The organism is Paenibacillus sp., assembly GCF_035645195.1.
Taxonomy (GTDB): domain Bacteria; phylum Bacillota; class Bacilli; order Paenibacillales; family YIM-B00363; genus Paenibacillus_AE.
The window spans coordinates 40,276-65,287 of sequence record NZ_DASQNA010000031.1; the positions used below are offsets into that span (position 1 = coordinate 40,276).

At 62.4% G+C, this 25,012-nt stretch carries 23 protein-coding genes and 1 riboswitch; of the genes, 16 read left to right on the plus strand and 7 right to left on the minus strand.

Annotated features, from left to right (window positions below; all coding sequences use genetic code 11):
- Positions 1-10: 10 nt before the first annotated feature.
- Positions 11-607: an ECF transporter S component gene (locus VE009_RS16880; protein WP_325009634.1), complete on the minus strand. Its 597-nt coding sequence runs from the start codon at positions 605-607 to the stop codon at positions 11-13.
- 104 nt (positions 608-711) lie between these two features.
- A riboswitch (TPP riboswitch) is annotated at positions 712-821 on the minus strand.
- A gap of 169 nt (positions 822-990) precedes the next feature.
- Between VE009_RS16880 and VE009_RS16885 the strand changes: the two genes are divergently transcribed.
- Positions 991-1,443 (plus strand): GNAT family N-acetyltransferase, encoded by a 453-nt coding sequence (locus VE009_RS16885; protein ID WP_325009636.1) that lies wholly within the window; start codon positions 991-993, stop codon positions 1,441-1,443.
- 4 nt (positions 1,444-1,447) lie between these two features.
- Here VE009_RS16885 and VE009_RS16890 read toward each other — a convergent pair whose 3' ends face one another.
- Positions 1,448-2,332, minus strand: a complete 885-nt coding sequence (locus tag VE009_RS16890; RefSeq protein WP_325009638.1) for a GNAT family N-acetyltransferase — start codon at positions 2,330-2,332, stop codon at positions 1,448-1,450.
- Between the two features lie 124 nt (positions 2,333-2,456).
- On the opposite strand from VE009_RS16890, the gene wrbA reads away from it, so the two are divergent.
- The 4 genes from wrbA to VE009_RS16910 all read left to right on the plus strand — a co-directional run bounded on the left by wrbA (position 2,457) and on the right by VE009_RS16910 (position 5,577).
- Positions 2,457-3,056, plus strand: coding sequence for an NAD(P)H:quinone oxidoreductase (wrbA, locus tag VE009_RS16895; protein WP_325009640.1), 600 nt, complete (start codon positions 2,457-2,459; stop codon positions 3,054-3,056).
- A gap of 151 nt (positions 3,057-3,207) precedes the next feature.
- Positions 3,208-4,131 (plus strand): ribokinase, encoded by a 924-nt coding sequence (rbsK, locus tag VE009_RS16900; RefSeq protein ID WP_325009642.1) that lies wholly within the window; start codon positions 3,208-3,210, stop codon positions 4,129-4,131.
- Between the two features lie 2 nt (positions 4,132-4,133).
- Positions 4,134-4,871 carry a CPBP family intramembrane glutamic endopeptidase gene (locus VE009_RS16905; RefSeq protein ID WP_325009645.1) on the plus strand — a complete coding sequence of 246 codons (738 nt, stop codon included), beginning with the start codon at positions 4,134-4,136 and terminating at the stop codon, positions 4,869-4,871.
- 64 nt (positions 4,872-4,935) lie between these two features.
- Entirely contained in the window at positions 4,936-5,577 is a 642-nt protein-coding gene (locus VE009_RS16910; protein WP_325009647.1) for a class I SAM-dependent methyltransferase, read from the plus strand.
- A 2-nt stretch (positions 5,578-5,579) separates the two neighbouring features.
- On the opposite strand, the gene VE009_RS16915 is transcribed toward VE009_RS16910, so the two are convergent.
- On the minus strand, positions 5,580-6,482 hold the full coding sequence (locus VE009_RS16915) for an aldo/keto reductase (RefSeq protein ID WP_325009813.1): 903 nt from the start codon (positions 6,480-6,482) through the stop codon (positions 5,580-5,582).
- Between the two features lie 104 nt (positions 6,483-6,586).
- Here VE009_RS16915 and VE009_RS16920 point away from each other — a divergent pair, with 104 nt between their 5' ends.
- Complete coding sequence (locus VE009_RS16920) at positions 6,587-7,366, plus strand: SDR family oxidoreductase (RefSeq protein ID WP_325009649.1); 780 nt, start codon at positions 6,587-6,589, stop codon at positions 7,364-7,366.
- Between the two features lie 44 nt (positions 7,367-7,410).
- On the opposite strand, the gene VE009_RS16925 is transcribed toward VE009_RS16920, so the two are convergent.
- Complete coding sequence (locus tag VE009_RS16925; RefSeq protein ID WP_325009651.1) at positions 7,411-7,782, minus strand: hypothetical protein; 372 nt, start codon at positions 7,780-7,782, stop codon at positions 7,411-7,413.
- A 222-nt stretch (positions 7,783-8,004) separates the two neighbouring features.
- A complete protein-coding gene (locus VE009_RS16930) occupies positions 8,005-9,516 on the minus strand; it encodes an alpha-N-arabinofuranosidase (RefSeq protein ID WP_325009653.1) in 1,512 nt (503 codons plus the stop codon).
- Positions 9,517-9,687: 171 nt separating this feature from the next.
- Between VE009_RS16930 and VE009_RS16935 the strand changes: the two genes are divergently transcribed.
- Complete coding sequence (locus tag VE009_RS16935) at positions 9,688-10,596, plus strand: ArsR/SmtB family transcription factor (protein ID WP_325009654.1); 909 nt, start codon at positions 9,688-9,690, stop codon at positions 10,594-10,596.
- Positions 10,597-10,654: 58 nt separating this feature from the next.
- Here the strand turns inward: VE009_RS16935 and VE009_RS16940 are convergent, their stop codons facing one another.
- Positions 10,655-11,746 carry a YheC/YheD family protein gene (locus VE009_RS16940; protein ID WP_325009656.1) on the minus strand — a complete coding sequence of 364 codons (1,092 nt, stop codon included), beginning with the start codon at positions 11,744-11,746 and terminating at the stop codon, positions 10,655-10,657.
- A 183-nt stretch (positions 11,747-11,929) separates the two neighbouring features.
- Between VE009_RS16940 and VE009_RS16945 the strand changes: the two genes are divergently transcribed.
- From VE009_RS16945 to VE009_RS16980, 8 genes are all read left to right on the plus strand, one after another.
- The gene (locus VE009_RS16945; RefSeq protein WP_325009658.1) at positions 11,930-13,702 is read left to right on the plus strand and encodes a sensor histidine kinase; all 1,773 of its coding nucleotides are present in this window, start codon (positions 11,930-11,932) and stop codon (positions 13,700-13,702) included.
- On the plus strand, positions 13,695-15,152 hold the full coding sequence (locus VE009_RS16950) for a response regulator (protein WP_325009660.1): 1,458 nt from the start codon (positions 13,695-13,697) through the stop codon (positions 15,150-15,152). The genes VE009_RS16945 and VE009_RS16950 overlap by 8 nt, the downstream gene beginning before the upstream one ends.
- Positions 15,153-15,253: 101 nt before the next feature.
- Positions 15,254-16,603, plus strand: a complete 1,350-nt coding sequence (locus VE009_RS16955; protein WP_325009662.1) for an ABC transporter substrate-binding protein — start codon at positions 15,254-15,256, stop codon at positions 16,601-16,603.
- Between the two features lie 84 nt (positions 16,604-16,687).
- Positions 16,688-17,554 (plus strand): sugar ABC transporter permease, encoded by an 867-nt coding sequence (locus tag VE009_RS16960; protein ID WP_325009664.1) that lies wholly within the window; start codon positions 16,688-16,690, stop codon positions 17,552-17,554.
- A complete protein-coding gene (locus VE009_RS16965; RefSeq protein ID WP_325009666.1) occupies positions 17,551-18,381 on the plus strand; it encodes a carbohydrate ABC transporter permease in 831 nt (276 codons plus the stop codon). Before VE009_RS16960 ends, VE009_RS16965 begins: the two co-directional genes overlap by 4 nt.
- 16 nt (positions 18,382-18,397) lie before the next feature.
- Positions 18,398-21,289 (plus strand): family 78 glycoside hydrolase catalytic domain, encoded by a 2,892-nt coding sequence (locus VE009_RS16970; RefSeq protein ID WP_325009668.1) that lies wholly within the window; start codon positions 18,398-18,400, stop codon positions 21,287-21,289.
- Between the two features lie 50 nt (positions 21,290-21,339).
- Positions 21,340-22,878 carry a sugar hydrolase gene (locus VE009_RS16975; RefSeq protein ID WP_325009670.1) on the plus strand — a complete coding sequence of 513 codons (1,539 nt, stop codon included), beginning with the start codon at positions 21,340-21,342 and terminating at the stop codon, positions 22,876-22,878.
- A 74-nt stretch (positions 22,879-22,952) separates the two neighbouring features.
- Entirely contained in the window at positions 22,953-23,507 is a 555-nt protein-coding gene (locus VE009_RS16980; protein ID WP_325009672.1) for an NUDIX hydrolase, read from the plus strand.
- 68 nt (positions 23,508-23,575) lie between these two features.
- Here the strand turns inward: VE009_RS16980 and VE009_RS16985 are convergent, their stop codons facing one another.
- Entirely contained in the window at positions 23,576-23,851 is a 276-nt protein-coding gene (locus tag VE009_RS16985; RefSeq protein WP_325009674.1) for a hypothetical protein, read from the minus strand.
- 225 nt (positions 23,852-24,076) lie between these two features.
- Here VE009_RS16985 and VE009_RS16990 point away from each other — a divergent pair, with 225 nt between their 5' ends.
- Positions 24,077-25,009 (plus strand): nucleoside hydrolase, encoded by a 933-nt coding sequence (locus VE009_RS16990; protein WP_325009676.1) that lies wholly within the window; start codon positions 24,077-24,079, stop codon positions 25,007-25,009.
- Positions 25,010-25,012: the final 3 nt, after the last annotated feature.

Genomic DNA, 25,012 nt, shown 5'->3' on the forward strand with positions numbered 1-25,012 from the left:
GCCGGCAAAGTCACGTCAAGGCGTCGTAATCTGCGCGCGACGCCGGCCGGAGCAAGCTCGTGACGCCGGTTTTCTCGAGCGCGCCGGCGAGCAGCGACGCGAACAAGCCGGCGATCACGACGCTGCCGAGGAGCCGCAAGCCGATGAACAGGCAGTAGTTCCAGAACGTCAGCGATTCGATATAGCCGTAGTACGAATCCACGAGCAGCGAGGCGACGCCGGAGCCGATCGCGGCGAGCGAGACGACCCAGACGTTCGCGAGACGGTAGCGGAACATCGCGAAGACGAGCTCGGCGCCGAGACCCTGCATCAAGCCGTATACGAGCGTCGTGACGCCCCATTCGCCGCCGAAAAACGTTTCGACGCTGGCGGCGGCCACTTCGGCGAGGACGGCGACCCCCGGCTTGCGGATGAGGACGAACGCGAACGTCGCCGCGATGAACCACATGCCGTAAATCAGCTGTTCGGCGTGCAGCCCGAGCGGCTGGACGATGTTGTACATCGGCCCCCAAACTTTGTAGACGACCCCGAATACCGCCGCGATGACGACCGTCACCAAAATGTCCGTCAACTTCAACCGCTTCGACTGCCCGATCCCTTTTTCCATGACACCAACGCCCTTTCGAAATAAGATGATGAGTCCAATAGCATACGCGGAACGCCGAAAAAGCCTGCCGGGTATACCGGCAGGCTCGAAAAGTGCGCATCAAAAAAAGCTGCACCAATGTTCTCTACGCTGGCATTACCCAGATCAGATTCACGGTCAGCGGCATACGGCCGCAATCTCAGCCTGACTTCATCAAGCCCCCGCACATGCTATTCAACTGGTTCTACTGTATTACATCCGTTTCCAATTGACAATAACTTTTTTTCGAGGCGGCGGCGAGCCTTGGCCTCTAGAGCCTCGCAAGCCGTAGTACAATAAGGGAAAACGCCGCCCGCGCCGAGCTTCGGCGTTGCGGCGAAGGCGGACGAGGGAGGAAGGCGGACATGTCGTTTACGTTTTTGGATTATGACCGAATCTCCGGCGACGACATCGATCTGGTTATCGATTTCAAAGCGCCCGGCGACGAGCGGCTCGGCATCGTGCCGGCGTATCATTACGGCATGGTGCTGCACGGCACGTACGAGAGAGTCGGCGTGATCGATCTTCGCGTGGGGTATTCGGAAAGCTTGTATTATGGCGGCAATATCGGCTACTCCGTCCTGCCGGCGTACCGCGGACGGCGGTTCGCCGCGCAGGCGTGCCGGCTGCTGCGGCCGCTCGCGCTCGCCCACGGCATGGAGAAGCTGTACATCACGTGCAACCCGGACAACGCGCCGTCCCGCAAGACGTGCGAGTCGCTCGGGGCGCGCCTCGCGGGCATCGTCGACCTCCCCCCGGACAACGATATGTATCTAAGGGGCGAGCGCCAAAAGTGCATCTTCGAGTGGACGCTTTGAGTCTTTAAGACCGGGGCTCCCACGCCAAACGCGTCACGGCCGGCGCCGGCCGAAAGCCCAGCTTCTCGTACACCGCTTCGGCGCCGTTGCCGACCGTCACGAACAGCAGCGGCTCCGTGAAGCCGTGCAGCGCGCCGATCGCCCGTCGGATGAGCGCCGACGCGAGCCCTCGGCCCCGGCAGTGCGGCAGCACGGCGGCGAAGGCGACGAACGGCCAGCCTTCCACACGTCCGATCAAGCAAACGCCGGCGATCGCGCCGGTCCGCTTGTCGACGGCGACGGCCGACGCGCCGCGCATCGCTTCGTCGCGCTCCGCCTGCCCGAAGTGTTCCGCGAGGTACGCCGCGTATTCCTCCACCGGATCCGGGCCGGCATCCCCGGTACCGTCCGCGAACGACGCGTGCAGCATCGCCGCAAGCTCGTCGATATCTTCGCGCGCGAGAGGACGCGCGATCCATCCGTCCGGGAACGCGGCGGACGTCGATTCGGTCGGGCGCATCATGCAGCGCCTCGTCTGCGTGCGCCGGAAGCCGCAGCGCTCGAACGCCTCCAGCTGGCTGTCGAGCACGCCCCGCGCTTCGATCGAGCCGCCCGGCGGCGTGCGCGCCGCGGCGAATCGCAGCAGCGCCTCGACCGTCTCCGGCGCAAGCTTCGACGGGGGCGCGGCGAAGACGGGGCCGATCCGCCCCGCGTCGATCACGGCTCCGCCGACGCGCCGCCCCGCTTGCATTATCCAGTAGCACGGAGCTGCGGGCGGCACGGTCGTCAGCGGCGTCGTCCAGTCGCGCCGGAACCGCACGGGGTCCCAATATACGGAGCAGAAAACGGAAAACTCGCCGTGCTCGGCGGGTTCCAGCGTAAATTCCATCGCGTCGTTCGCAAGAGCCATCGTTCATCCTCCGCGCGTTTCGTTATCTCATAAAGCTCCCGCTCAGTATAGCACGAATAAGTTTCCGCCGATGGGAGATATTTCTTAATGCGTTCGACAAAACCTTCGGTCAGGAGCGATGAAAGTGGCTTTAAAGTTGGCGATCGTTTACTACAGCTCGACGGGGACGAACTATAAGCTTGCGAAGATGGCGGAGGAAGCCGGGAAGGCGAACGGCGCCGAAGTGAAGGTCATGAAGGTGCAGGAGCTGGCGCCGGAGTCGGCGATCAACGGCAACCCGCTCTGGAAGGCCCATGTCGAAGCGACGAAAGACGTTCCGGTCGTCACGCTGGACGATCTGCAGTGGGCAGACGCCGTCTTATTCAGCATGCCGACCCGTTTCGGCAACGTGCCGGCGCAGATGAAGCAGTTTTTGGACACGACCGGCGGTCTCTGGTTCCAAGGCAAGCTGATCAACAAAGTCGTCAGCGCGATGACGTCGGCGCAGAACGACCATGGCGGACAAGAGGCGACGATTTTGTCGCTGTATACGACGATGTATCATTGGGGCGCCATCATCGCGGCTCCGGGGTACACCGATCCGGTGCTCTTCACGACGGGAGGCAATCCGTACGGAACGAGCGTCACGGTCGACCAAGAAGGCAACATGACGAGGGACGTCCAGCCGGCGGTCGCGCATCAAGTGAAACGGATGCTTGAGATCGCGGCCAAAATCAACGGATAAAAAAAGCGTCACCTGTAACGAGAAGCCGCCCGGACGACGGGGCGGCTTCGTTCGTTTCCAGGAAAGATGTCACACACATATGGTATAGGCTCGGTTGTACCCCTATAATGACAGTGAGCGGAGTACGCATTCTAGGGGCGGGGGTGCAAGGATGGGCATTTTGGTATTGGGAAGCTTCATGATGGATTTGGTCGTACGCACCGAGCGCGCGCCGGCCGCGGGCGAAACGTTGATGGGCGACGGCTTCGGCAGATTTCCGGGCGGGAAAGGCGCCAATCAAGCGGTCGCGGCCGCGCGGCTCGGCGGCGTCGTCGCGATGGCGGGCAAAGTCGGGCGCGACGCGTTCGGCGACGAAGGGATGGCGGTGCTGGCGGACAACGGCGTCGATACGGCGCACATGCGAAGGGATGACGTCGAGGCGACGGGCATCGCGTTGATCGTGGTCGAACGATCCGGCCAAAATCGGATCATCATCGCGCCCGGCGCGAACATGCGATATACGACGGACGAAGCGGACGCGTTGGAAGAGGCGATCCGAGGGGCCGACATGCTCGTCATGCAGCTAGAGATCGATCTCGCCGTCGTCGAGCGCGCGGCGGCGATCGCACAGAAGCACGGCGTGCCGGTGCTGCTCAATCCGGCGCCGGCGCGCCCGCTGCCCGCGGAGCTGCTGTCGCGCGTCGCGGTGCTGACGCCGAACGAAACCGAGCTCGAGCTGCTGACGGGGATGAAGGCGGACGGAATCGAGGCGGCGCAGCGGGCTGCGCGGACGCTGATCGATCTCGGCGTGAAGCACGTCGTCGTGACGCTCGCGGAACGAGGCGCGCTCGTATGCTCCGCGGAAGGGTGCGAGCATGTGGAAGGCTTCCCGGTGACGCCGGTCGATACGGTCGCCGCGGGCGACTCGTTCAACGGCGCCCTCGCCGTGAAGCTGGCCGAAGGGGCGTCGCTGCATGATGCGGCGAAATTCGCCAACGCCGTCGGCGCACTCGCCGTGACGAAGCAGGGCGCGATTCCGTCGCTGCCGACGCTGGCGGAGGTCGAGCGGTTCTTAACCGACCGGGAGAACGCGTAACGATGCGGGAAAACGCTGCCGCGGCGAAAAGGACGCGCGTCTCTCCGACGCCGAGGAAGAACGAATTCCCGATATATCTGCGCATATTGATGTTGTTCGCGGTCGGCTACGCGTTGTCGCATTACGCCAAGGCGGGCATCGCCGCGGCGTGCGCGGCCTTGGACGTCGAGGACGGCATGCGCGTCGTCTTATCGAGGTTCAGCGCGCTCGCGTACGCGTTGCCTTATTTGCTGGCGGCACCGCTTCGGCGGGAAGCGTTCCCGCTGCTGCGCGCCGGCGATTTCAGAGCGCCGGTCGCGTTCCCGTTCATTTGGCGGGGCAGAATCGATCCGACGTGGCGGGCGCTCGTCATTTTCGCCGCCGTATCGTCGGCCGGCTCCGGCTACTTCGTCGCGCGGCATCTCGGCGGACTCGAGCCGGGCGCGCTGCCCGCGCTCATCGGATACGGCGCGGCGTTCGCGCTGCTCAATTCCGCGATCGAGGAATTCGCGTGGCGGGGCGTCGCGTTAAGCCGGCAGGCCGCTTGGATCGGGGACGTGCGGGCGCTCCTCGTCAACAGCTTGCTGTTCGGTCTTTCGCATTACGATTTGGGCTTCCCGCTCGGGGTATGTCTCGCGTTCGCCGCCGGCGGCTTCTTCATGGGCGGCGCGGCGCTGCGCGCGGGCGGGATCGCCCCGGCCATTGCGATGCATTTGTTCATGAACCTCATTTTCGTCTTTAGCGGCATCATTTTTTCATAACTGCGAGACTGTGCGCCGCTCCCTCGTTTTGGGATGCGGCTCCCCGTCGTGTATGATGGAGGAAATGCATCGAGAATGGCGGGGAACTGAATTGCTGGAAGATACCGGAGAACGCATAATTCCGAAGCTGATGAAATCGATGAACGGGATGCTGCTCGAGCATCTCGCGCGCTATTATTTCGCGGCGCCGTACGTCAAGGGCAGGGTGCTGGACATCGCCTGCGGCGTCGGGTACGGCAGCCATATGACGGCGAAGGAACGCAAGCGGGAAGTGACGGAAATCGTCGCGGTCGACAACGACGCGGACGCCATTCAGTACGCGGAGCGGGAATATCATCATCAGAAAATCGCCTTCGTGCGCGGCGACGCGATGGATCCGGCGCTGCCGGAGCGGCTCGGCACGTTCGATACGATTCTCAGCTTCGAAACCGTCGAGCACGTGGAGGACGACCGCTTTTTCGTCGAACAGCTGGACCGGATGCTCCGCCCCGGCGGCACGCTCGTGCTGTCGAGCCCGTTCGGAAGGGGGCGCGGCCAGCCGACGAGCGAACCGTTCCATAAGCATCAATTGACGCCCGAACAATTTCGGGAGCTGTTCGCGCGGTACGGCGACGTGCAGTTTTATTACCAGCGGGGACCGACGTTCGAGCCGGCGCCGCGCGAAGGCGTTCGGTACTTCGTCGGGGTGGCGGTGTGCCGGAAATAACGTCAGCGATGCTGGGCGTAACGGCCTGCTTTGCTAACGGCCCGGATCGCTTCGATCTCCTCCGGGGCGAGCGGCCGCGCTTGCGCCGCCTCTAGGTTGCTGCGCAGCTGTTCGACCGAGCTGGCGCCGGGAATGGCGGTCGCGACGGCGGGATGCGCGAGCGAGTAGCGGATAGCCAAATGCGACAGGCGCCGCTCCTCTCCGGCGATGCGCCGCAGCTCTTCCCGAAGCGCGAGCAGCTCGTCTGCGCTGTAGTCCAAGTACGGCTTCTCCGGCCGTTTCGCCTCCGCGAGGGCGCCGCCGGCGAGCGGGCCGCGCGCGATTACGCTGATGCCGCGTTCCTTAAGCAGCGGAAGAATTTCCTCTTCGGCTCTCCGGTCGACGATGCTGTACTGGTTCATCACGCTGACGATATTCGACCGCTTCGCATATTCGCGCACGACGTTCGGGCGGATGGACGAGATGCCGTAGTACCGGATGACGCCTTCTTGCCGAAGCTCTTCGAACGCCTCGATCGTTTCGTCGATGGGGTCTTCGATCGTGCCGCCGTGCAGCTGGTACAGGTCAATGTAGTCGGTGCGCAGCCGCCTTAGACTCTCTTTGACGGCCGATCGGATATAGGCTTTGGACGGATCCCATACCCATCCGTCGGCGCCGGGCACGCGCCGGTTGCCGACCTTCGTGGCGAGCACGACGTCGGCGCGGCGCCCGGCGATCGCTTGGCCGACGAGCTCCTCGTTGCGTCCGGCGTCGTACAAATCGGCCGTGTCCAGAAAGTTGACGCCGAGGTCGAGCGCTTCGTGAACGATGGCGACGGCTTTCCGCTCGTCGGTGCCGATCGTCATGCACCCGAGCCCGATTTCGCTAACGTACAGCTCGGAAGAGCCGAGCCGATTTTTTTTCATCATCGCCGCATCCTTTCTTTGGAAAACTTCGAGATTAGTCCGACATGCTTTCTATTATGGAAAAACGGTTCCGCAAATACAAGCGAAAGGCGAGTGACCAGCATATGAGCGAAGAAAGCGTATATATCGTAACCGGCGCATCCCGCGGACTGGGGGAGGCGATCGCGGCCCGGCTGCTTGCGCCGGGAAACCGGGTGCTGTGCGTCGCGCGCACGCGGAACGAAGCGCTCGCGGGTAAAGCCGAGGCGGCCGGGGCGCGGTGCGATTGGTTCGAGCGCGATCTCGCGGCGCTGGCCGCGGCGAACGGCGCGGACGCCTTCATGCGCGAGCTGCTGGCCGGCGTCGATCTTGCCGCGCTGCGGCGCATCCGGTTGATCAACAACGCCGGCGTCGTCGAGCCGGTCGGGGCGGCGCACGAGAACGAGCCGGCGGACGTCGGCCGCCATCTCGCCGTCAACTTGACGGCGCCGATGACGTTGACCGCGGCGTTCCTCCGGCAGACGGAGGCGCTCGCCGCCGATAAGCGCATTATGCACATATCGTCCGGCGCCGGCAGAAATCCTTACGCCGGCTGGAGCGCCTACTGCGCCGCCAAAGCCGGGCTGGACCATTTCACGCGGTGCGTTGCGCTCGAGCAGGCGGCGCTGCCGAACGGAGCCAAGGTTGCCTCCGTCGCGCCGGGCGTCGTCGACACGGCGATGCAGGCGGTCGTGCGCGCGACCGCCCCGGAGCGCTTCCCGAACCGGGAGCGATTCGTCAAGCTGTATGAAACGGGGGGCCTAACCCCTCCGGCGGAAGCGGCGGAGCGGTTGGTCGCCTACCTCGAGCACGCCGCCTTCGGCGAGGAACCCGTCGCCGACATCCGGGAGTGGAAGGCGGAATAACTTCATAAGAACGAAAAAAGCCGACTTTCGTCGGCTTTTTTCTATTATTGCATCGTATTTTGCGAGCTTTGCTGCGCTTGCTGCGCGAGCTGCTGCGCCTGCTGGGCGGTTTGCTGCGCGGACTGCTGCACTTGTTGCGCCGCCTGCTGCGCCGATTGCTGGAACTGCTGCGAAAGCTGCTGCGCCTGTTGGATCGCCTGCTGCAGCTGCTGCTGCTCTTGGGCGCTCATTTGGCTGCTGAACGTATCGGACGCTTGCTGCAACTGCTGCTGCGCTTGCTGCAGCTGTTGTTGGGCTTGCTGAATTTGGTTCGGGTCGGCGCTCGCCTGCGCTTGCGTCAACGTTTGCTGCGCTTGCTGGGCGGTTTGGAGCGCCTGCTGGATTTGTTGCTGTGCTTGCTGTGTCAGCGGAATCAAACCTTTCTATACTTTGATGGGTGTCGAGACAATCGACAATACGTAGAATGCGAAAATGTTCCAAGGGTTATACCCATCTCCCGCAATAGACGATTCGGAGCAAAGGCGGCGGCGCGAATTTTATGTTTTGTCTACTGACAGAGGAGTGTCGCGCAAGCTCAACGCAAAGCCGCCGACGGCGAACGTCGGCGGCTTTTTCGACATGCAGCATTCAGTTGCGAATTACGCGTTCACTTTCAGTCGGATGACGTTCCACGACGCTTTGCCGAGCGACGCCTTCACCTTGGAGCCGTCGACCGAAGCGCCCCCGTTCGCGTGCGGCTGCACGGCGAACGGCGCACTCGCGGTGTTGCGCGCCTTCAGATCGGCATGCTCCAGCACGAGATGCTCGATCAAGGTGCAGGAGCCGAAGCTGCGGAGGTCCGCATCGAACTCGAGCGATTCCTCGAGATGGCGGTTGACGGCGAAAATCGTCACTTCCCCGTCCGCCTCGTTATGCACCGCGATCGACTCGAGATACGGCACGTCCGTAATTTCCTTCGTGTCGTATTTATCGGATTGGATCAGCGGAACGAGCGCTTGGCCCCGGCCGTATACGGACGCGTGCAGGTACGGGTAGTAAATCGTCTGCGCCCAAGCGCTGCCGCCGTTCTCGGTCATGATCGGAGCGATGACGTTGACGAGCTGCGCGAGGCATGCCATCTTCACGCGGTCGGCATGCTTCAGCAGGCTGATCAGCAAGCTGCCGACGACGAGCGCGTCTTCCATCGTATAGATGTCCTCGAGCTGCGGCGGCGCGATTTGCCACGGGTCCAGCTTTGTATCCTGCTCGCGGCTGTGGAACCAGACGTTCCATTCGTCGAAGCTGAGGTACATTTTCTTTTTACTGCGCTTCTTGGCCTTTACATAATCGCAGATCGCGGTGACGCTGTCGATGAATTCGTCCATCTGCAGCGAGCGCGCGAGGAACGTCGGCGTGTCGTTGTTCGGGTTGCCGTAATATTGATGGAGCGACAAAAAGTCCACGTGCTCGTACGTATGATCCAGCACGGTCGCTTCCCAATCGGCGAACGTCTTCATCGAGAGGTTCGAGCTGCCGCAGGCGACGAGCTCGATCGTCGGGTCCACCCACTTCATGACTTTAGCAGCTTCTTGGGCGACGCGCCCGTATTCGGCGGCTGTTTTCTGGCCGATTTGCCACGGGCCGTCCATTTCGTTGCCGAGGCACCACGTCTTGATCTTATGCGGCTCGCGGTAGCCGTGCTTGATGCGCAGGTCGCTCCAGTAGCTGCCGGACGGATGGTTGGCGTATTCCACGACTTGGCGCGCGTCGTCGACGCCCTGCGTGCCGAGGTTGATCGCCCACATGACGTCCGTGCCGGCGCGCTTCGCCCATGCGGCGAACTCGTTCATGCCGACGTAGTTCGGCTCGACGGTGCGCCAGGCGAGCTCGAGCCGCTTCGGCCGGTCTTCCACCGGACCGATGCCGTCCTTCCAATCGTAGCCAGAGACGAAGTTGCCTCCCGGGTACCGGACGATCGGCACGCGCAGCGCTTGGATGAGCCGGATGACGTCCTGACGGAAGCCCATGTCGTCCGCTTCGGGATGGCCGGGCTCGTAAATGCCTCCATATACCGCTCTGCCCAAATGCTCGATGAAAGAGCCGTACAGTCGGTCGTCGATCGCGCCGATGATAAAATCTTTGTCGACGATCATTTTCGCGGAAACCGTCATAGCAGTTGACCCTCCAATAAATTAATATTATTATAAATCCACAAAGAACCAATCTCTAAATATATTAAACGACAAACGCAGTCATTTCGCAATCATGTTTTTTGAAAAAAAGTGTGTCTGCGTTGAATTAATATATTTATAAATCGTTGAAGCGAACGGAGGGTCGGGCGAATGCCGATCAAAGCGAATACGGACCGGAAATGGCTGCCGCTCTACGAGGCGCTCGCGAGCGACGTGCGGCTGCGGGCGCTGGAGCTGCTGGCCGAGCGGCCGCATAATGTGAAGGAGCTGGCGGAGCGGCTTGGCCTCAGCGCGGCGATCGCGACGATGCACGTCCGCAAGCTGGAGCAGGCCGAGCTGATCGAGACGTCGCGCGTGCGCCGGGACGGGGGGACGCATAAGATGTGCGCTTTGAAAGAAGCCGCGATCGAAATCGAGCTGCCGTCGGCGCAGGCGTCGCCGTCGTATCGGGAGCAGACGATCCCGGTCGGGCATTTCACCGCGTTCGAGGCGTATCCGACCTGCGGGCTCGCGACGAAGGAGAAGCAGATCGGGCAGTACGACGATCCGCGCTATTTTCTCGATCCGGAGCGGGTGAACGCGGCGATCCTGTGGCTCGGGCGAGGCTACGTGGAGTATAAGACGCCGAACTATTTGCAGCCGGGGCAGACGCCGGTCGAACTCCGCATTTCGATGGAGATCGCCTCCGAGGCGCCCGGCGTGCGCGACGATTGGCCGTCGGACATCCGGTTTTCGCTGAACGGGGTGACGCTCGGCGTATGGACGAGCCCTGGCGACTACGGCGGCCACACGCGCGGCAAATATACCCCGGAGTGGTGGAGCAGCGGCATCAACCAATACGGGCTATGGAAAACGATCCGCGTGACGCGGGACGGCACCTATATGGACGAGGAGAGGTTGTCCGACGTGACGATTTCCGACGTCCGGCTCTCGGAGCGGTTTTGGACGCTGCGTTTCGCCGTCGACGACGACGCTGCGCATGTCGGGGGGATGACGCTGTACGGAGCCGGTTTCGGCAACGTCGACTCGGACATCCAACTCCGCGTCTACTACGAATAAGCGGCGGCAGCCGGGCGAATGCGCCCGGCCGTCCGCCGCGGCAAGGCTCGCCGCCGCCTCATTTCTTCTTTTTCTTCTTTTTCTTCCTTCCCTTCACCGTCAAACGATCCATCAAAAACTTCCCGTACTTCATCGGATTCTCGTACGTGCGGAAGAACGTCTTGGACAGCCCCGCTTTATGAAAGCTGTAGCGCTGGTCGCGGCAATTCATCTCGATGAAATACGGTTTGCCGCCGCGGTCGACCCCCATGTCCAGCCCGACGTCCGCGAGCTGCGGAAGCTTGCGGCCGAGCTCCTGCACGATGCGCAGCGACGTCTCCCGCACCGCCTCGGATACCGCGCCGGGATCCGGAAAGTCCCGCAGCAGCACGCTGCACCGTTCGACCGTGCCGCCTCTCGCGACGTTCGTCACGTGGCTGCCTCGGCGGGCGACTTTGCCGACCATACCGGTCACCTGCCATTCGCCCGTGCCGTCGCGCTGCACGGACACCCGGATGTCGAACGGGCGCCCCCGCCACCGGGCCAGCGGAATGCCGCTTTGGACCAAATACGACTTGCCCCGCGCAAGCCGCTTTAGCGCGGCGCGCGCCTTCGGACCCGACAGTTTGAGCGGTTTCCCGCCGGCCGGCATCCGGACGCGCCACGATCCGCCTTCGAGCCGCTTCGCGTTGGCGATGCCGATGCCGACGCTGCCGCGGCGCGGTTTGACGAACACGTCGCCGTACTGTTCCATCATCCGCTTCAGCGCTCCCTCGGAGAACGGCGCCGTATCCGGCAAATGCGCCGCGAACCGGCCGACCAGCAGCCGATGGATGCGGTATTTGGAGTACCGATTTTGCCCGTTGAACACGTACGCTTTCGCTTTGAGCCGCTTCAAGCGGGCGCGCTGCGCCTCGTTCGCGGGCATCGTCCGGTTGTGGACGACGGCGGGGATGCGGGCGGTCAGCGGCCGGACGCGGCCGGACGCGTACCGATACCCCCGCACGGTGCCGGACGGGAAGTCGAGACGGTTCAAACTGAAATAAATCGGGAGCATGCCGAGCGGAACGGCCGCGCGATGGTAAAACTTCAGCCGCTCGTGCCCGGATGTCCCTCGCTTCATGCGGCCGAGACGCCGCCGATCGATCAGGATGCCGATGTAGTTCGTCATGGTTCGCCTCCGTGCGCCCAGTTTGCCAAAATTCCCGGATGGAATAACATATCCGCTCGCGGACGATTGCGGAAGTGCATCTGCCTACCGGACGGCGGCGGAAGCGTCGGAAGGCTCGGTTTGCAACCGGCGCCGCTTGCGTTATGATACTAAGAAATCATTCGAGATGGAGCGAAACGCGCAATGAAACGGTTGCTGCAATGGCTCGCGGTCGCGCTGCGCCTGCAAAAAATACGAAGCCGCTTCCTCGCGGCCATGATCGCGCTGTCGCTGCCGCCGCTGTTCATCTTGGGCTACGTCTCCTTCGACGTGGCGAAACGGACGCTGACGGACGCGCAGGCGCAGACGAACTACGATCATCTGCGCACCTCGAGCGAGGTCGCGGATTTGCTGTTCCGCAACGTCGAAAACCTGCATCGGTCGATCGTGGTGAACGACGAGCTGCGCGACGATCTCCGCGACAGCGTCGCGGAACAGGACGACGCGAACGCCGACATCCGCGACCGGACGGCGCAGCGGCTGCAGCGGCTGATCAACGACAATTTCCTCGACACCCGCTTCGTCGACTCGGTTTGCTTGTTCGACCTCGATTTTCGGGCGTACTGCTTGTACCGTTCGGACGACGCGGGGCGGTACGAAGGCTCGGACAAGGAGCTGATCATTCCGCAGACCGAGTGGTACCAGGCGACGTTCGCGGCGCAAGGGCGAGTCGTTTATTTCAGCGAAGACGTGCTCGGCGAATCCGCGAACACGTTCTCGACCGTGAAACTGTTCCGGGACGCGGAGGACGTCAGCGGGCGGCCGATCGGCCTGCTGCTCGTCAACGTGTCGCGTTCGATCTTCGGCACCGTCTTCCGGGAGAGCGACCGGTTCGGTGCGAACGTGGCGCTCGATCCCGCCGGCGCCTCGGCTCGGCTCGTATACAGCAATTTGCCACCCGGCGCGACGCCGTCGATCGACGGACCGCTGGAAGCGGTCGTCGCCGGCTTTCGGAACGAGGGCTATCTGGTGACGCAAGTTCGCAACGAGACGACGAAGTGGACGTTCCTGCACCTTGTGAAATCCGAGGAGCTGCTCAAGCGGTCGAACGGCATTCGCTGGGCGACCACCGCCATCGCGCTCATCATCGCCGCGGTCGCGGTGCTAGCGTCTTACATCGTATCCGGCAGCATTACGCGGCCGCTCCTGACGCTGCGCAAAATGATGCTCGACTGGACGAAAGGGGAGCGCAGCTTCGGCGAGACGTTCCGTCAGGACGAGGTCGGGGTCATCGCGGAGACGTTCAAGCGCGTCGCCGTGGAGAACGAGGCGCTGACCGAGCGGCTCGTCCGCTCGGAGCTGAAGGAGCGCGAGGCGGAGCTCAGGGCGCTGCAGGCGCAGATCAAGCCGCATTTCCTGTACAACACGCTCGACTCGATCTATTGGATGGCGACGCTGCAAAACAACCATCAGGTCGCCCAAATGGCCGTATCGCTGTCCGAAAGCTTCAAGCTGAGCCTGAACAAAGGCAAGGAGACGATCCCCGTATATAAAGAGCTGAAGCATATCGAGCACTACATGACGATTCAAAACATCCGGTACAACAACCGATTCGAATATGCGTGCGACGTGGACTCCGCCGTCATGGGCATGGACATCCTTAAGCTGCTGCTCCAGCCGCTCGTCGAGAACGCGATTTACCACGGCCTCGAGCCGAAAGTGGGGAACGGCCGTATCGCGCTGACCGGCAAGCAGGACGGGGAGATGCTGGTGTTCACGGTCGAGGACGACGGGGTCGGCATGGAAGACACGAACGTGACGGAGCGAGGATACGGCCTCAGCAACGTGCGCGAACGGCTGAGCTTGTATTACGGCGACAGCAGCTCGCTTACCGTCGAGAGCGCCGCCGGCCGGGGCACGAAAGTGACGCTGCGATTCGATCCGCGGCGGACCAAGGAGGAACCGAACGATGCGTAAAGCGGTCATTTTCGACGACGAATATATCGTGCTGCAGGGGCTGCAGGCGATGATCGATTGGAAGAAGCACGGCATCGAAATCGCAGGCACGGCGGGCGACGGGGCGGCCGCCCTCGCCGTCGTGCGCGAGAAGCGCCCCGATATTATCTTGACCGACATCCGCATGCCGGGGATGGACGGGCTCGAGCTGATCGAGCGGGTCATGCAGGAGGCGCCGGACACGTACACGATTGTCTTCAGCGGCTTCAACGAATTCGAGTACGTCAAGCGGGCGATCAGCCTCGGCGTGGCCGATTATTTGGAGAAGCCGATCACGATCCAGACGATCGAGCAGGCGGTCGCGAAAATGACGGGACGGCTCGCGAAGCGGGAGGAGCAGCGCCAGGAGTTGCTGGAGAAGGCGACGTGGGAGCTGCTGCTGTCGGGCGGGACCGCGGAAGCGAGCTGGCGGGAGAAGTTCGGGCCGCGCGCCGAGCGGGTCGTCGGCGCGACGGTGCTCGCCGCTGCGGCCGATTTCGCGCTGCCCGACGACCCGCTGCGAGCGGCCGTGCCGCTGCGCAGCGGCGAGGAGCGGCTGTGCGCCGTGTTCCATTACGAGCCGCCGACGCACGAGTTCTGGGGGCATGTCGAGAACGCGGCGGAGCAGGCGGCGGCGCCGATCGGCGCCGGCGGCACGCACGCGTCGCCGGCTGCGGCGGCGGCGAGCTACCGCGAAGCGCAGCGCGCGCTGCGGGCGGCCCGCTTCCTCGAGCATCGCGGCTTGATGCGCTTCGAGGAGCTCGGCGCGCTCATGACGGCGCCGCAGGGGCTCCCGGAGCGGGAGGAGGCGATCGTGCTCGGGCTGCGCTCGGGCAATCGGGAAGCGTTCTACGCGCAGGTCGAGCGGTTCGTCGAGTGGCTCCGCGCCGAGAAGCTCGATCCGCACGTGATGGAGCGCGAGATGCTGCGGTGCGTGTATATGATGCAGCGGGCCGCGAGCGAGGACGGGCACGAACCGGCCGGAGAGTCGGATCTCGCTCATGTGGAAATTCGCGAGACGGCGAACAAAGACGAGTTGATCTCCTGGTTCCGCAAACAGGTCGACCGCGTCGCCGAGGGCGCGTTCCGCCACCGCGAGCATACGAAGGAAGCCGTCGTCGAGCGGGCGCGGCGTTACATGGAGCAGCATTGCGGCAAAGACGTATCGCTGCAGGAAGTGGCCGATCACGTCGGCATGAACTCCAGTTATTTGAGCGTGTTGTTCAAGGAAGTGATGGGGGAATCCTATATCAAATACTTGACGCGCTACCGGATGGAGCTGGCGAAGACGATGCTCCGGCAAGGCCTGAAAGTGAACGAGGTCAGCGAACGGGTCGGGTACCATACGTACCGTCATTTTTCCGAGGTGTTCAAGAAGTTCGCCGGATGTTCGCCCGGCCAATACCGGGATCTAAAAAATACGGACACGTAACAAAAAAATGACGCACTGCCTCGTGAATGCGGTTGCATGTACAATCAAGTCAACAAGGAGCGACACGCTCATTGATTCACGACAGGCAGGGGGATATACAGATGAAACGAATGAATTCGAAAGTCATTGCCTTGCTGTGCGGCACGGCGCTTACGGCAGGGTTGTTGAGCGCGTGCGGCGGCGGAAGCGCCGGCGGCGATTCGACGGCTTCGGAAGGCGGCGAGGCGGCTCCGGCGCCCGCGGCGGAAAACGTCACGCTTACGCTTCTCGTCGACAACACGCAGGATTCCGTCAACGTCGCGAAGGCGCTCGAAGAAGCGTTCGAAGCGAAGCAGCCGAACATCGACATCGAGGTAGAAACGCGTCCGGGCGGCTCGGAAGGCGATAACATCGTCAAGACGCGCCTCGCGACGGGCGACATGACCGACGTATTTTTCTATAACTCCGGTTCGCTCATGCAAGCGCTGCTGCCGGAGCAAAATTTGGTCGACCTGACGAACGAGCCGTTCCAAGCGAACGTCATCGACTCGTTCAAGCCGACGGTGACGTTCAACGGCAAAATTTACGGCGCTCCGGCCGGCTCCACGATGGGCGGCGGTTGGTTTTACAACAAAAAAGTGTACGCCGACCTCGGCCTGTCTGTGCCGACGACATGGGCGGAGCTGATCGCGAACAACGAGAAAATCAAGGCCGCGGGCATTACGCCGGTCATCGGCGCGTACAAAGATTCCTGGACGTCGCAGCTCGTCGTCTTGGCGGACCAATACAACGTGCAGGCGGGCGCGCCGACGTTCGCCGACGAGTTCACGGCGAACAAAGCGAAATTCGCGACGACGCCGGCGGCGCTGCGCAGCTTCGAGAAGCTCGGCGAGCTCGCGGAGAAAGGCCATATGAACAAGGATTATCTCGCTACGGCCTATGACGCGGGCATGAAAATGCTGGCGGAAGGAACGGGCGCGCATTTCCCGATGCTCACGTTCGCCATTCCGGCGATCGCGCAAAACTATCCGGACAAAATCGACGATATCGGCTTCTTCGCGCAGCCGGGCGACAGCGCCGACGACAACGGTCTTACGATTTGGATGCCGGGAGCGGCGTACATTTACAAAAACACGGAGCATCTCGAGGAAGCGAAGCAGTTCGTCGCGTTCGTCGCTTCGGCGGAAGGCACGGCGGCTATGGCGACCGTATCGAAGCCGCAAGGTCCGTACCCGATCGTCGACGCCGAGATGCCGGAAGACATTCCGCAAGTCGTGAAAGACATGCTGCCTTACTTCGAAGCGAACAAGACGGCGCCGGCGCTCGAATTCGTCTCCCCGATCAAGGGTCCGAACCTGCCGCAAATTACGGTCGAAGTCGGCGCAGGCATCAAATCGGCGATCGAAGGCGCGGAAGCGTACGACCGCGACGTCGAGAAACAGGCGAAGCAGCTCGGTCTCGAAGGCTGGTAAACCGAAACTTTTCATGCAGAAATGAAGCGGATCGGCCCTGCCCTTGGCGGGGCCGATGCCCTTCTTAGATAGGAGAGGAAAAAGATGCCGAACATTTTTAAGAAAACGTATTCGTACGGTTTCCTGGTGCCTGCCGCCATCGTCTATTTCGTGATCTTTTTGCTGCCTACGCTCATGAGCTTCTTCTTCAGCATGACGCGGTGGAGCCTGATCGAGTGGGAGTTTATCGGATTTGAAAACTTCATTATGTTTTTCCAAGAAGATTCGCTGCGCATCGGCTTTCAAAACACGTTCGTATACGCGCTCGTCACTTGCACGTTGAAGGTCGTCTTCGGTTTGCTGCTCGGCGTCCTGCTGACGTCGAAGCTGCGCACGAGCGGGTACTTGCGCTCGGTCATTTTCTTCCCGACGCTCGTCTCCACGATCGCCGTCGGCATCGCCTTCAGCGTCATGATGCATCCGACCCAAGGCCTCATTAACCAAACGCTCGCGGCGATCGGCATCATCGGACCCGACTGGCTCGGCGACACGCGCATCGCGCTGCTCTCCGTCGCCATGGTCGACGTATGGAAGGGCGTAGGATTCGCGACGGTCATCTTCATGGCCGGCATTTTGTCCATTCCCGAAGAATATTACGAAGCGCTGTCGATCGACGGCGGCAACGCCTTCCATAAGTTCTGGAACATTATCGTGCCGCTGAGCCGCCCCGCGATGAATTCCGTCATCATCCTCGCGTTCATCGGCGGCCTCCGCTCGTTCGACCTTGTGTGGGCGATGACCCGCGGCGGTCCCGGCTTTACGACGGACCTGATCGCTTCGATCATTTATAAGCAATATCAGGGCGGATTCTACGGCTTATCGACGGCCGGCAACGTCATCCTGTTCGTCTTCGTTTCGGCGTTGGCGTTCCCGCTCTATATGTATTTGAACCGCAAGGAGGTAGACCTATGAGCAAAGGCACGCGCAAATTTACGCTCGAATCGATCGCCGTCCTATTTACGATCGTCGTGTTCTGGGTCCCTTTCTACTTCGTATTTTTAACGGCGGCGAAGGACGCGAAGCAGGCGTCGCTGCTCGATCTGTCTTGGCCGTCGCAATTCCGCATCTGGGAAAACATGCAGGAGGTCGTCGCCGCGCGCGATTTCATGCTGCTTCGGGCGTTCTGGAACAGCACCGTGTTGACGGTGCTCTCGATCGTCGTGCTCGTTGCCATTTGCGCGATGGCCGGCTACGTGATCCAGCGCCGTTCGTCCCGCGCGACGCCGGCGATCAACTTCCTCATCCTGGCCGGGCTCATCATCCCGCCGGCGATCGTGCCGACGATTTGGGTGCTCGACGGCATCGGCTTGTTCAAGACGATGACGGGGCTCGTGCTCGTTGAAGTGGCGCTCGGCTTCCCTTTTACAGTATTGTTATATAAGGGGTTCATGGTAGCGATTCCACGCGAAATCGACGAAGCAGCTCTCATGGATGGTGCAAGCGGTTTCACTTTGTTTTGGCGCATCATCTTCCCGCTGCTGCAGCCGGTGACGGCGACGGTCATCGTCATTTCCGCGGTCAGCATCTTCAACGATTTTACGAATCCGCTCTATTTCTTGCCGGGGGCGAAAAACGCGACCGTGCAGCTTACGCTCTACAACTTCCAGAGCCAATTCGTCACGCAGTGGAATTTGCTGTTCACGAACATCCTGCTCATCACGATTCCGCCGCTTGTGCTGTTCTTGTTTTTCAACAAAAAGATCGTATCCGGCATGACGGCCGGCTCGGTCAAAGGCTAAGGGAGAGGGTTTTCGGATGACAGAGTTACTGGTTACGGCATTGACGTGCGAATATCGCACGAACCCGATGGGCATCGACGCGGCGTCGCCCCGCTTCGGATGGCAGCTGCGGTCGGACCGCCGCGGCACGGTACAGAAGGGGTACCGGTTGGTCGTCGCCGAGGCGTCCGCCGGCTTCGAAGCGCCCGTATGGGATACGGGTACTATCGAGTCGGACCGCTCGGTTCAAGTCGCGTACGAAGGGCCGGCGCTGCAGCCGCGGACGGCGTATGCATACCGCGTGAAATTATGGGACGGCGAAGGCCGCGAATCCGAATGGAGCGAAGCCGCTTCGTTCGAGACGGGGCTGATGGGCGGCGCCTGGCAGGCGGAGTGGATCACCCCGGCCGCCGACGCGATCGACCCCCAGACGGAAGCATCGTTCCTGCTGCGGAAGGCGTTCGAACTGCGCGGCGGCATCGTCTCGGCCCGCGTTTACGCGACCGCGGCCGGCGCGTACGAGCTGTACGTCAACGGGCAGCTCGCTTCCGAGGACGTGCTTGCGCCGGGCTGGACGTCGTACCACAATCGCCTGCAGTACCAAACGTACGACGTCACGGCGCTCGTCCGGGAAGGCGGCAACGGCATCGGCCTCCTGCTCGGGGACGGTTGGTACCGGAGCGGCATCGGGTTCGAGGGGAAAAATTTCAAATACGGCGAACGGCGCGCCGCGCTTGCGCAGCTGCACGTCCGGTTCGCGGACGGCAGCGAAACCGTCGTCGCGACGGACGGCACATGGAAGGCGTCGACCGCGCCGGTCGTCTACTCGACGATATACCACGGCGAGACGTACGACGCGCGGCTAGAGCAGGACGGCTGGAGCGAATCGGGCTTCGACGACGCCGAATGGGCGGCCGTCGAGCGGTATGAGCCTGCCGTCGGGACGATCGTCGCGCAGGAGAACTGGCCGACGCGCGTCACGGAGACGCTCGCGCCGATCGCCCAGTTCGTGACGCCGGCGGGCGCGCTCGTGCTCGATCTCGGCCAAAATATGGTCGGACGGATGCGCTTCACGGTGAAGAACGCGCCGGCCGGAACGACGATCACGCTCCGCCACGCGGAAGTGCTGGACAAGGACGGCAACATTTATTACGGCAACCTGCGCCCGGCGAAGCAGATCGTGAAGTACATCGCCAAGGGCGCGGCGGAAGAAACGTACGCGCCGCATTTTACGTTCCAAGGATTCCGGTACGTGCAGGTCGAGGGGTACCCGGGCCAAGAGAACGGGCTGCCGCTCGAGCTGTTCGCCGGCGAAGTGCTGCACTCCGACATGCCGCGGACGGGCGAGTTCGAATGCTCCGACGAGCGCGTCAATCAGCTGCAGCGCAACATCCAGTGGGGCCAGCGGGGCAATTTCCTCGACGTGCCGACGGACTGCCCGCAGCGGGACGAGCGGTTAGGGTGGACCGGCGACGCGCAGGTGTTCATCGGCACGGCGCTGTTCAACTTCCAAGGCGGGCCGTTCTTCACGAAGTGGCTGCGCGACATGCAGGCCGAGCAGCTGCCGAACGGCGGCATTCCGTTCGTCATTCCGGACGTCGTCGGCGGCGACAGCTCGGCGGCGTGGGGCGACGCGGCGGTCATCTGCCCGTGGACGACATACCTTTATTACGACGACCTTCGGCTGCTCGAAGAGCAGTACGGCATGATGAAAGGCTGGGTCGAATACATCCGCTCGCAGGGCGACGACGAATTTTTGTGGAACACCGGCTTCCATTTCGGCGATTGGCTCGCGCTCGACGCGAAAGAGAACAGCTGGGTCGGCGCGACGCCGCGCGATTTGATCGCGACCGCATATTACGCGTACTCGACGCGGCTCGTGCGCGACGCGGCGGCGGCGCTCGGCAAACAGGAAGACGCGGCGGCGTACGGCGCGTTGTACGACAACGTCGTGCGCGCGTTCCGCGACGAATTCGTCTCGCCGAACGGCCGCATCGCGTCGCCGACGCAGACGGCGCACGTGCTCGCGCTCGCGTTCGATCTCGTCGACGAGCCGATGAAATCCCGCGTGGCGAGGGATTTGAACGACCTCGTCGTGGACAACGACTACCATTTGACGACGGGCTTCGTCGGCACGCCGTATTTGTGCTTCGCGCTGTCGAACAACGGTTACCATGACACGGCGATGAAGCTGCTTCTTCAAGAAAGCTACCCGGGCTGGCTGTACTCCGTCAGCAAGGGCGCGACGACGATCTGGGAGCATTGGGACAGCATTAAGCCGGACGGCTCGTTCTGGAGCGACGACATGAACTCGTTCAACCATTACGCGTACGGCGCGATCGGCGAATGGATGTACCGCAAGGTCGCCGGCCTCGATATGGATGCGTCCGTCCCGGGCTTTAAGCGTCTTCGCTTCGAGCCGCTGTTCGGCGCGGGCAAGCTGACGCACGCGAGAGCGGCGCACGAAACGATGTACGGCGCCGCGGAATCGGCGTGGCGGGTCGACGGCGCGCGCATCGAAGTGCGCATCCGGGTGCCGGCCAACGCGACGGCGGAGGTCGTCCTGCGCGGCGCGGCGGCCGCCGGGACGACCGAGAACGGCGCGCCGGTATCGGATGCGGCAGGCGTGACGGTCGTTCGCGAAACCGAGAACGGGCTCGTTCTGAACGTCGGGTCGGGCGAGTACGCATTCGCGTACGAGAACGCGGATTTGTTCCGCGTAACGTTCACGGAGCACTCCAAGCTGTGCGACGTGTTAAGCGATCCGCGCGGAGAAGCGCTGGTCAAGCAGCACGTGCCGGAGCTGTTCCAAGGGCCGGCTATCAACTTCGTCTCCAAAAGCAGCTTAAAACAAATCGCCGAGAACGGCATGCTGCGCGTGCCGAAAGAGAGCATCGCGAAGCTCGTCGAAGCGCTCGCGCAGGCATAATTCCTTTATGCAATCAGGTTAGGCAACGAACGGGAAGCGGGGAAACGCGAATGAATGAACAATGGGTCGAACTCGCGGAGCGGCTGACGCCCGCGCTGCATGAAACGAAAGCGGCGCCGAAGCGCCTCGTCGAGGTCGCGGCGGACGCGGATGCGTTCCAAGGGTGGCGGATGGAGCCGGCCTGGGACGTCGAAGAGCTGCGGAACAAGACGTTCGGCAAAGGCGAGAGCTTCACGCTGGACTTCGGCGACCACTGCGTCGGGTACGTGTCGTTCGCCGTCGACTCCGCCGGCAGCCCGCAGGACGCGCCGCTCAAGCTGAAGCTGACCTTCGGCGAAATGCCTTGCGAAATCGGGGAAAATTTCGCCGATTACGACGGCTGGCTCAGCAGCTCGTGGCTGCAGGAAGAAACGATGTACATCGACGTGCTGCCGGCGATCGTGCGGATGCCGCGCCGGTACAGCTTCCGGTACTTGAAGGTGGAAGTGGTCGACGCTTCGCGCAAGTATACGGCGACGTTTTCGGATTTCGTCTGCGTCTCGGTGTCGTCGGCCGACCGGAGCGCCGTGCCGCCGCTGCCGGCGGACGTGCCGGACGATCTGCGGACGATGGACCGCATCGCCTTGAAGACGCTCGAAGACTGCATGCAGACGGTGTACGAGGACGGCCCGAAGCGGGACCGCCGCCTCTGGATCGGCGACCTGCGGCTGCAGGCGCAGGCGAACTACGTGACGTTCGGCGATCGGGATTTGGCGCGGCGCTGTCTGTATTTGTTCGCGGGCATGCCGCTGCCGAACGGCGCGGTAAGCGCGTGCGTGTTCGAAACGCCGAAGCCGCATGCCGACGACATTCATTTGTACGACTATTCTCTGTTTTTCGCCGCTTGCCTGCACGATTACTACGAAGCGACGAAGGACCGCGAGACGCTCGAAGAACTGTGGCCGGTCGCGCTGCGGCAGCTGCGAATCGGCGTCGAGCGGCTCGACGCGCGCGGCGTCGTGAAGGACGACCCGTCGTGGTGGTGCTTCATCGATTGGGTGGAGGGGCTGAACAAGCAGGCGCCGGCGCAAGCCGTGCTCATTTATAACCTTCGCCGCGGTCTGAAGCTGGCCGAGCTCGTCGGCGCGCCGGAAGCCGGCAGGATCGCGGAACAGCTGCAGCGGGCGCTGGACGCGGCGCTCGCCCACTTGTGGGACGCGCGGCTCGGCGCGTTCGTCTCCGGCGAAGAGCGGCAGGTGTCCTGGGCGTCGCAGGTATGGATGGCGCTCGCCGAAGCGCTGCCGCGGGAGGAGACGGCGGCGCTGTTCGATCGGCTGCACGCCGCGCCGCCGGCCGTCGGCATGAATACGCCTTACATGTACCACCATTACGTCGAAGCCTTGTTTTTATGCGGCCGAACGGAGAAGGCGTGGGAAGAGGTGCGGGCGTATTGGGGCGAAATGGTTCGCGACGGCGCCGACACGTTCTGGGAGGCGTACAATCCGAACGACAAAAAGTTTTCGCCGTACGGCAGCAACGTCATCAACAGCTACTGCCACGCGTGGAGCTGCACGCCGACGTATTTCGTGCGCACGTATTGGGGGAATTGATTGCCGCAGACCGAAGTCTGTCCTATAGTGGTAACAGGCTGAATATTTGCGGAAATCGAGGTGCGGACAATCGAGTGGAACCGAAATATTGCATGTCTTGCGGACAACGGCTGGAACGCCGGGATATCGACGGAACGCCGCGGGACGCTTGCCCGTCATGCAGCTTCGTGCATTGGGGCAATTACAGCGTCGGCGTCGGCGCGCTCGTCGTGAGAGAGGGCAAGGTGCTGCTCGTTCGCCGGGCCCAGGAGCCGGGACGCGGCTACTGGACGAATCCGGGCGGGTATATCGAGCAGCTCGAGCCGATCGAGGACAGCATCGTGCGGGAAGTGTTCGAGGAAAGCGGCGTGCGCGCTTCCGTGAAGAGCGTCGTCGCCGTGCGCGACCAGCCGCGCGCCGTCCACAACGTCTACATCGCTTTCGCGATGGAATACGTAAGCGGGGAGCCGACGCCGGACGGCGTGGAGGTCGACGCGGCCGGATTTTACGGCCTCGAAGAGATGTCCGGCATGAACGTCGCGCCGTTCACGCGGTGGCTCGTCGACGTCGCCCTGCGCGGGGCGTCGGAAGGACTGCGGCCCGACCGGGAGCCGATCGCCGCTTTCGGCGGATTCGGATTCCGCGTGTGAAACTATGAAAAAGGAGAGTCCTGCGGGACTCTCCTTTTTCATAGTTTTCATGAAACTTTTACTAACCTTTACAATCCGGTCAAACCGGTACGGTCCGGGGGACGCAGCCCCGGGAATCTGGCATTCTGAATGTCCGTAATAGACAGCCACAGGTTACGCATGCAGTCCGTGTCGCGTATGTACGACGCGATCTGATACAGGGTATGCAATCCTCCGATTGCTTGATCTTTGCCGGTCACGCCTCTGAAGTAGTTATCCAGTATTCTTTCTTTTTCCCGATGGATGAACCACAATGCCTGCTGCCGAACCCTGCCTTCAACGAAGCCCGTGACGATATTTTCCAAACCCATTCCCCTTCCTTCATCTGCTTGCCCGGTGGAAAAGCGGTACATGGACTATCATACACGGGTTTGGTTGCGAAGGTTGTCGAACGTCGTTGTCGATTCTCCATTTTTTGGGTCGTGAAATGTAAGCGCGTTACTCGACGGTTTGTGATACCGCTTTCAAATAAAATCGGTTATGATATGGGGAAGCAACGACTACATGAGACCAAGGGAGGGAGCATCGACATGACCGCCGCCTCACTGCCCGTATCCGCGGATGCGTTGATCCGCAAGCTGCAGCATCCCGCGCGCAAAATCCGCATGGTGCTCGACACCGATACGTTCAACGAAATCGACGACCAATTCGCTGTCGTGTATGCGCTCACGTCCCCGGACGCCGTCGAGGTCGAGGCGCTGTACGCCGCGCCGTTCTTCAACGAGCTGTCGTCAGGACCGGCCGACGGCATGGAGAAAAGCTACCAGGAAATCCTGCGCATCCTCGGTCTTCTCGGCCGCACGGACGTGCCCGCGTACCGGGGCTCGACGTCGTATTTGCCGAAGGAGGGCGGAGGCTTCGTCGACAGCGACGCGGCCCGGAATATCGTGCAGCGGGCGATGGCATCCGACCCGACGAACCCGCTGTACGTCGTCGCCATCGGCGCGATCACGAATATCGCATCCGCGCTCCGGATGGAGCCGGCCATCGCGGACCGCATCGTCATCGTTTGGCTCGGCGGGCATTCGTTCCAATGGCCGAACACGAAGGAATTCAACTTGTACCAGGATATCCCGGCCGCGCGCACCGTGTTCGATTCCGGGGCGCCGGTCGTGCTCGTGCCGTGCATGGGCGTCGCGTCGCATCTGCAGACGTCGCTGTCCGAAATTCGCGATTACGTGAAAGACGCGGGCCCGATCGGCGAATACCTGTACGGGACGTACCGCAATTGCGCGAAAGATCATTTCGCCTACACCCGCGTCATTTGGGACATCGCGACGATCGCCTGGCTCGTCGACCCGTCTTGGGCGCCCAGCATCGTCGCGCCGAGCCCACGCGTCTCGGACGACGGCCGCTGGATCCCGGATCCGACGCGGCATCCGATTCGATACGTGTACCATCTTCACCGCGACCCGATTTTCCGCGATCTGTTCCAGAAAATCGCGACCGCGGGCGGCGGATGACGC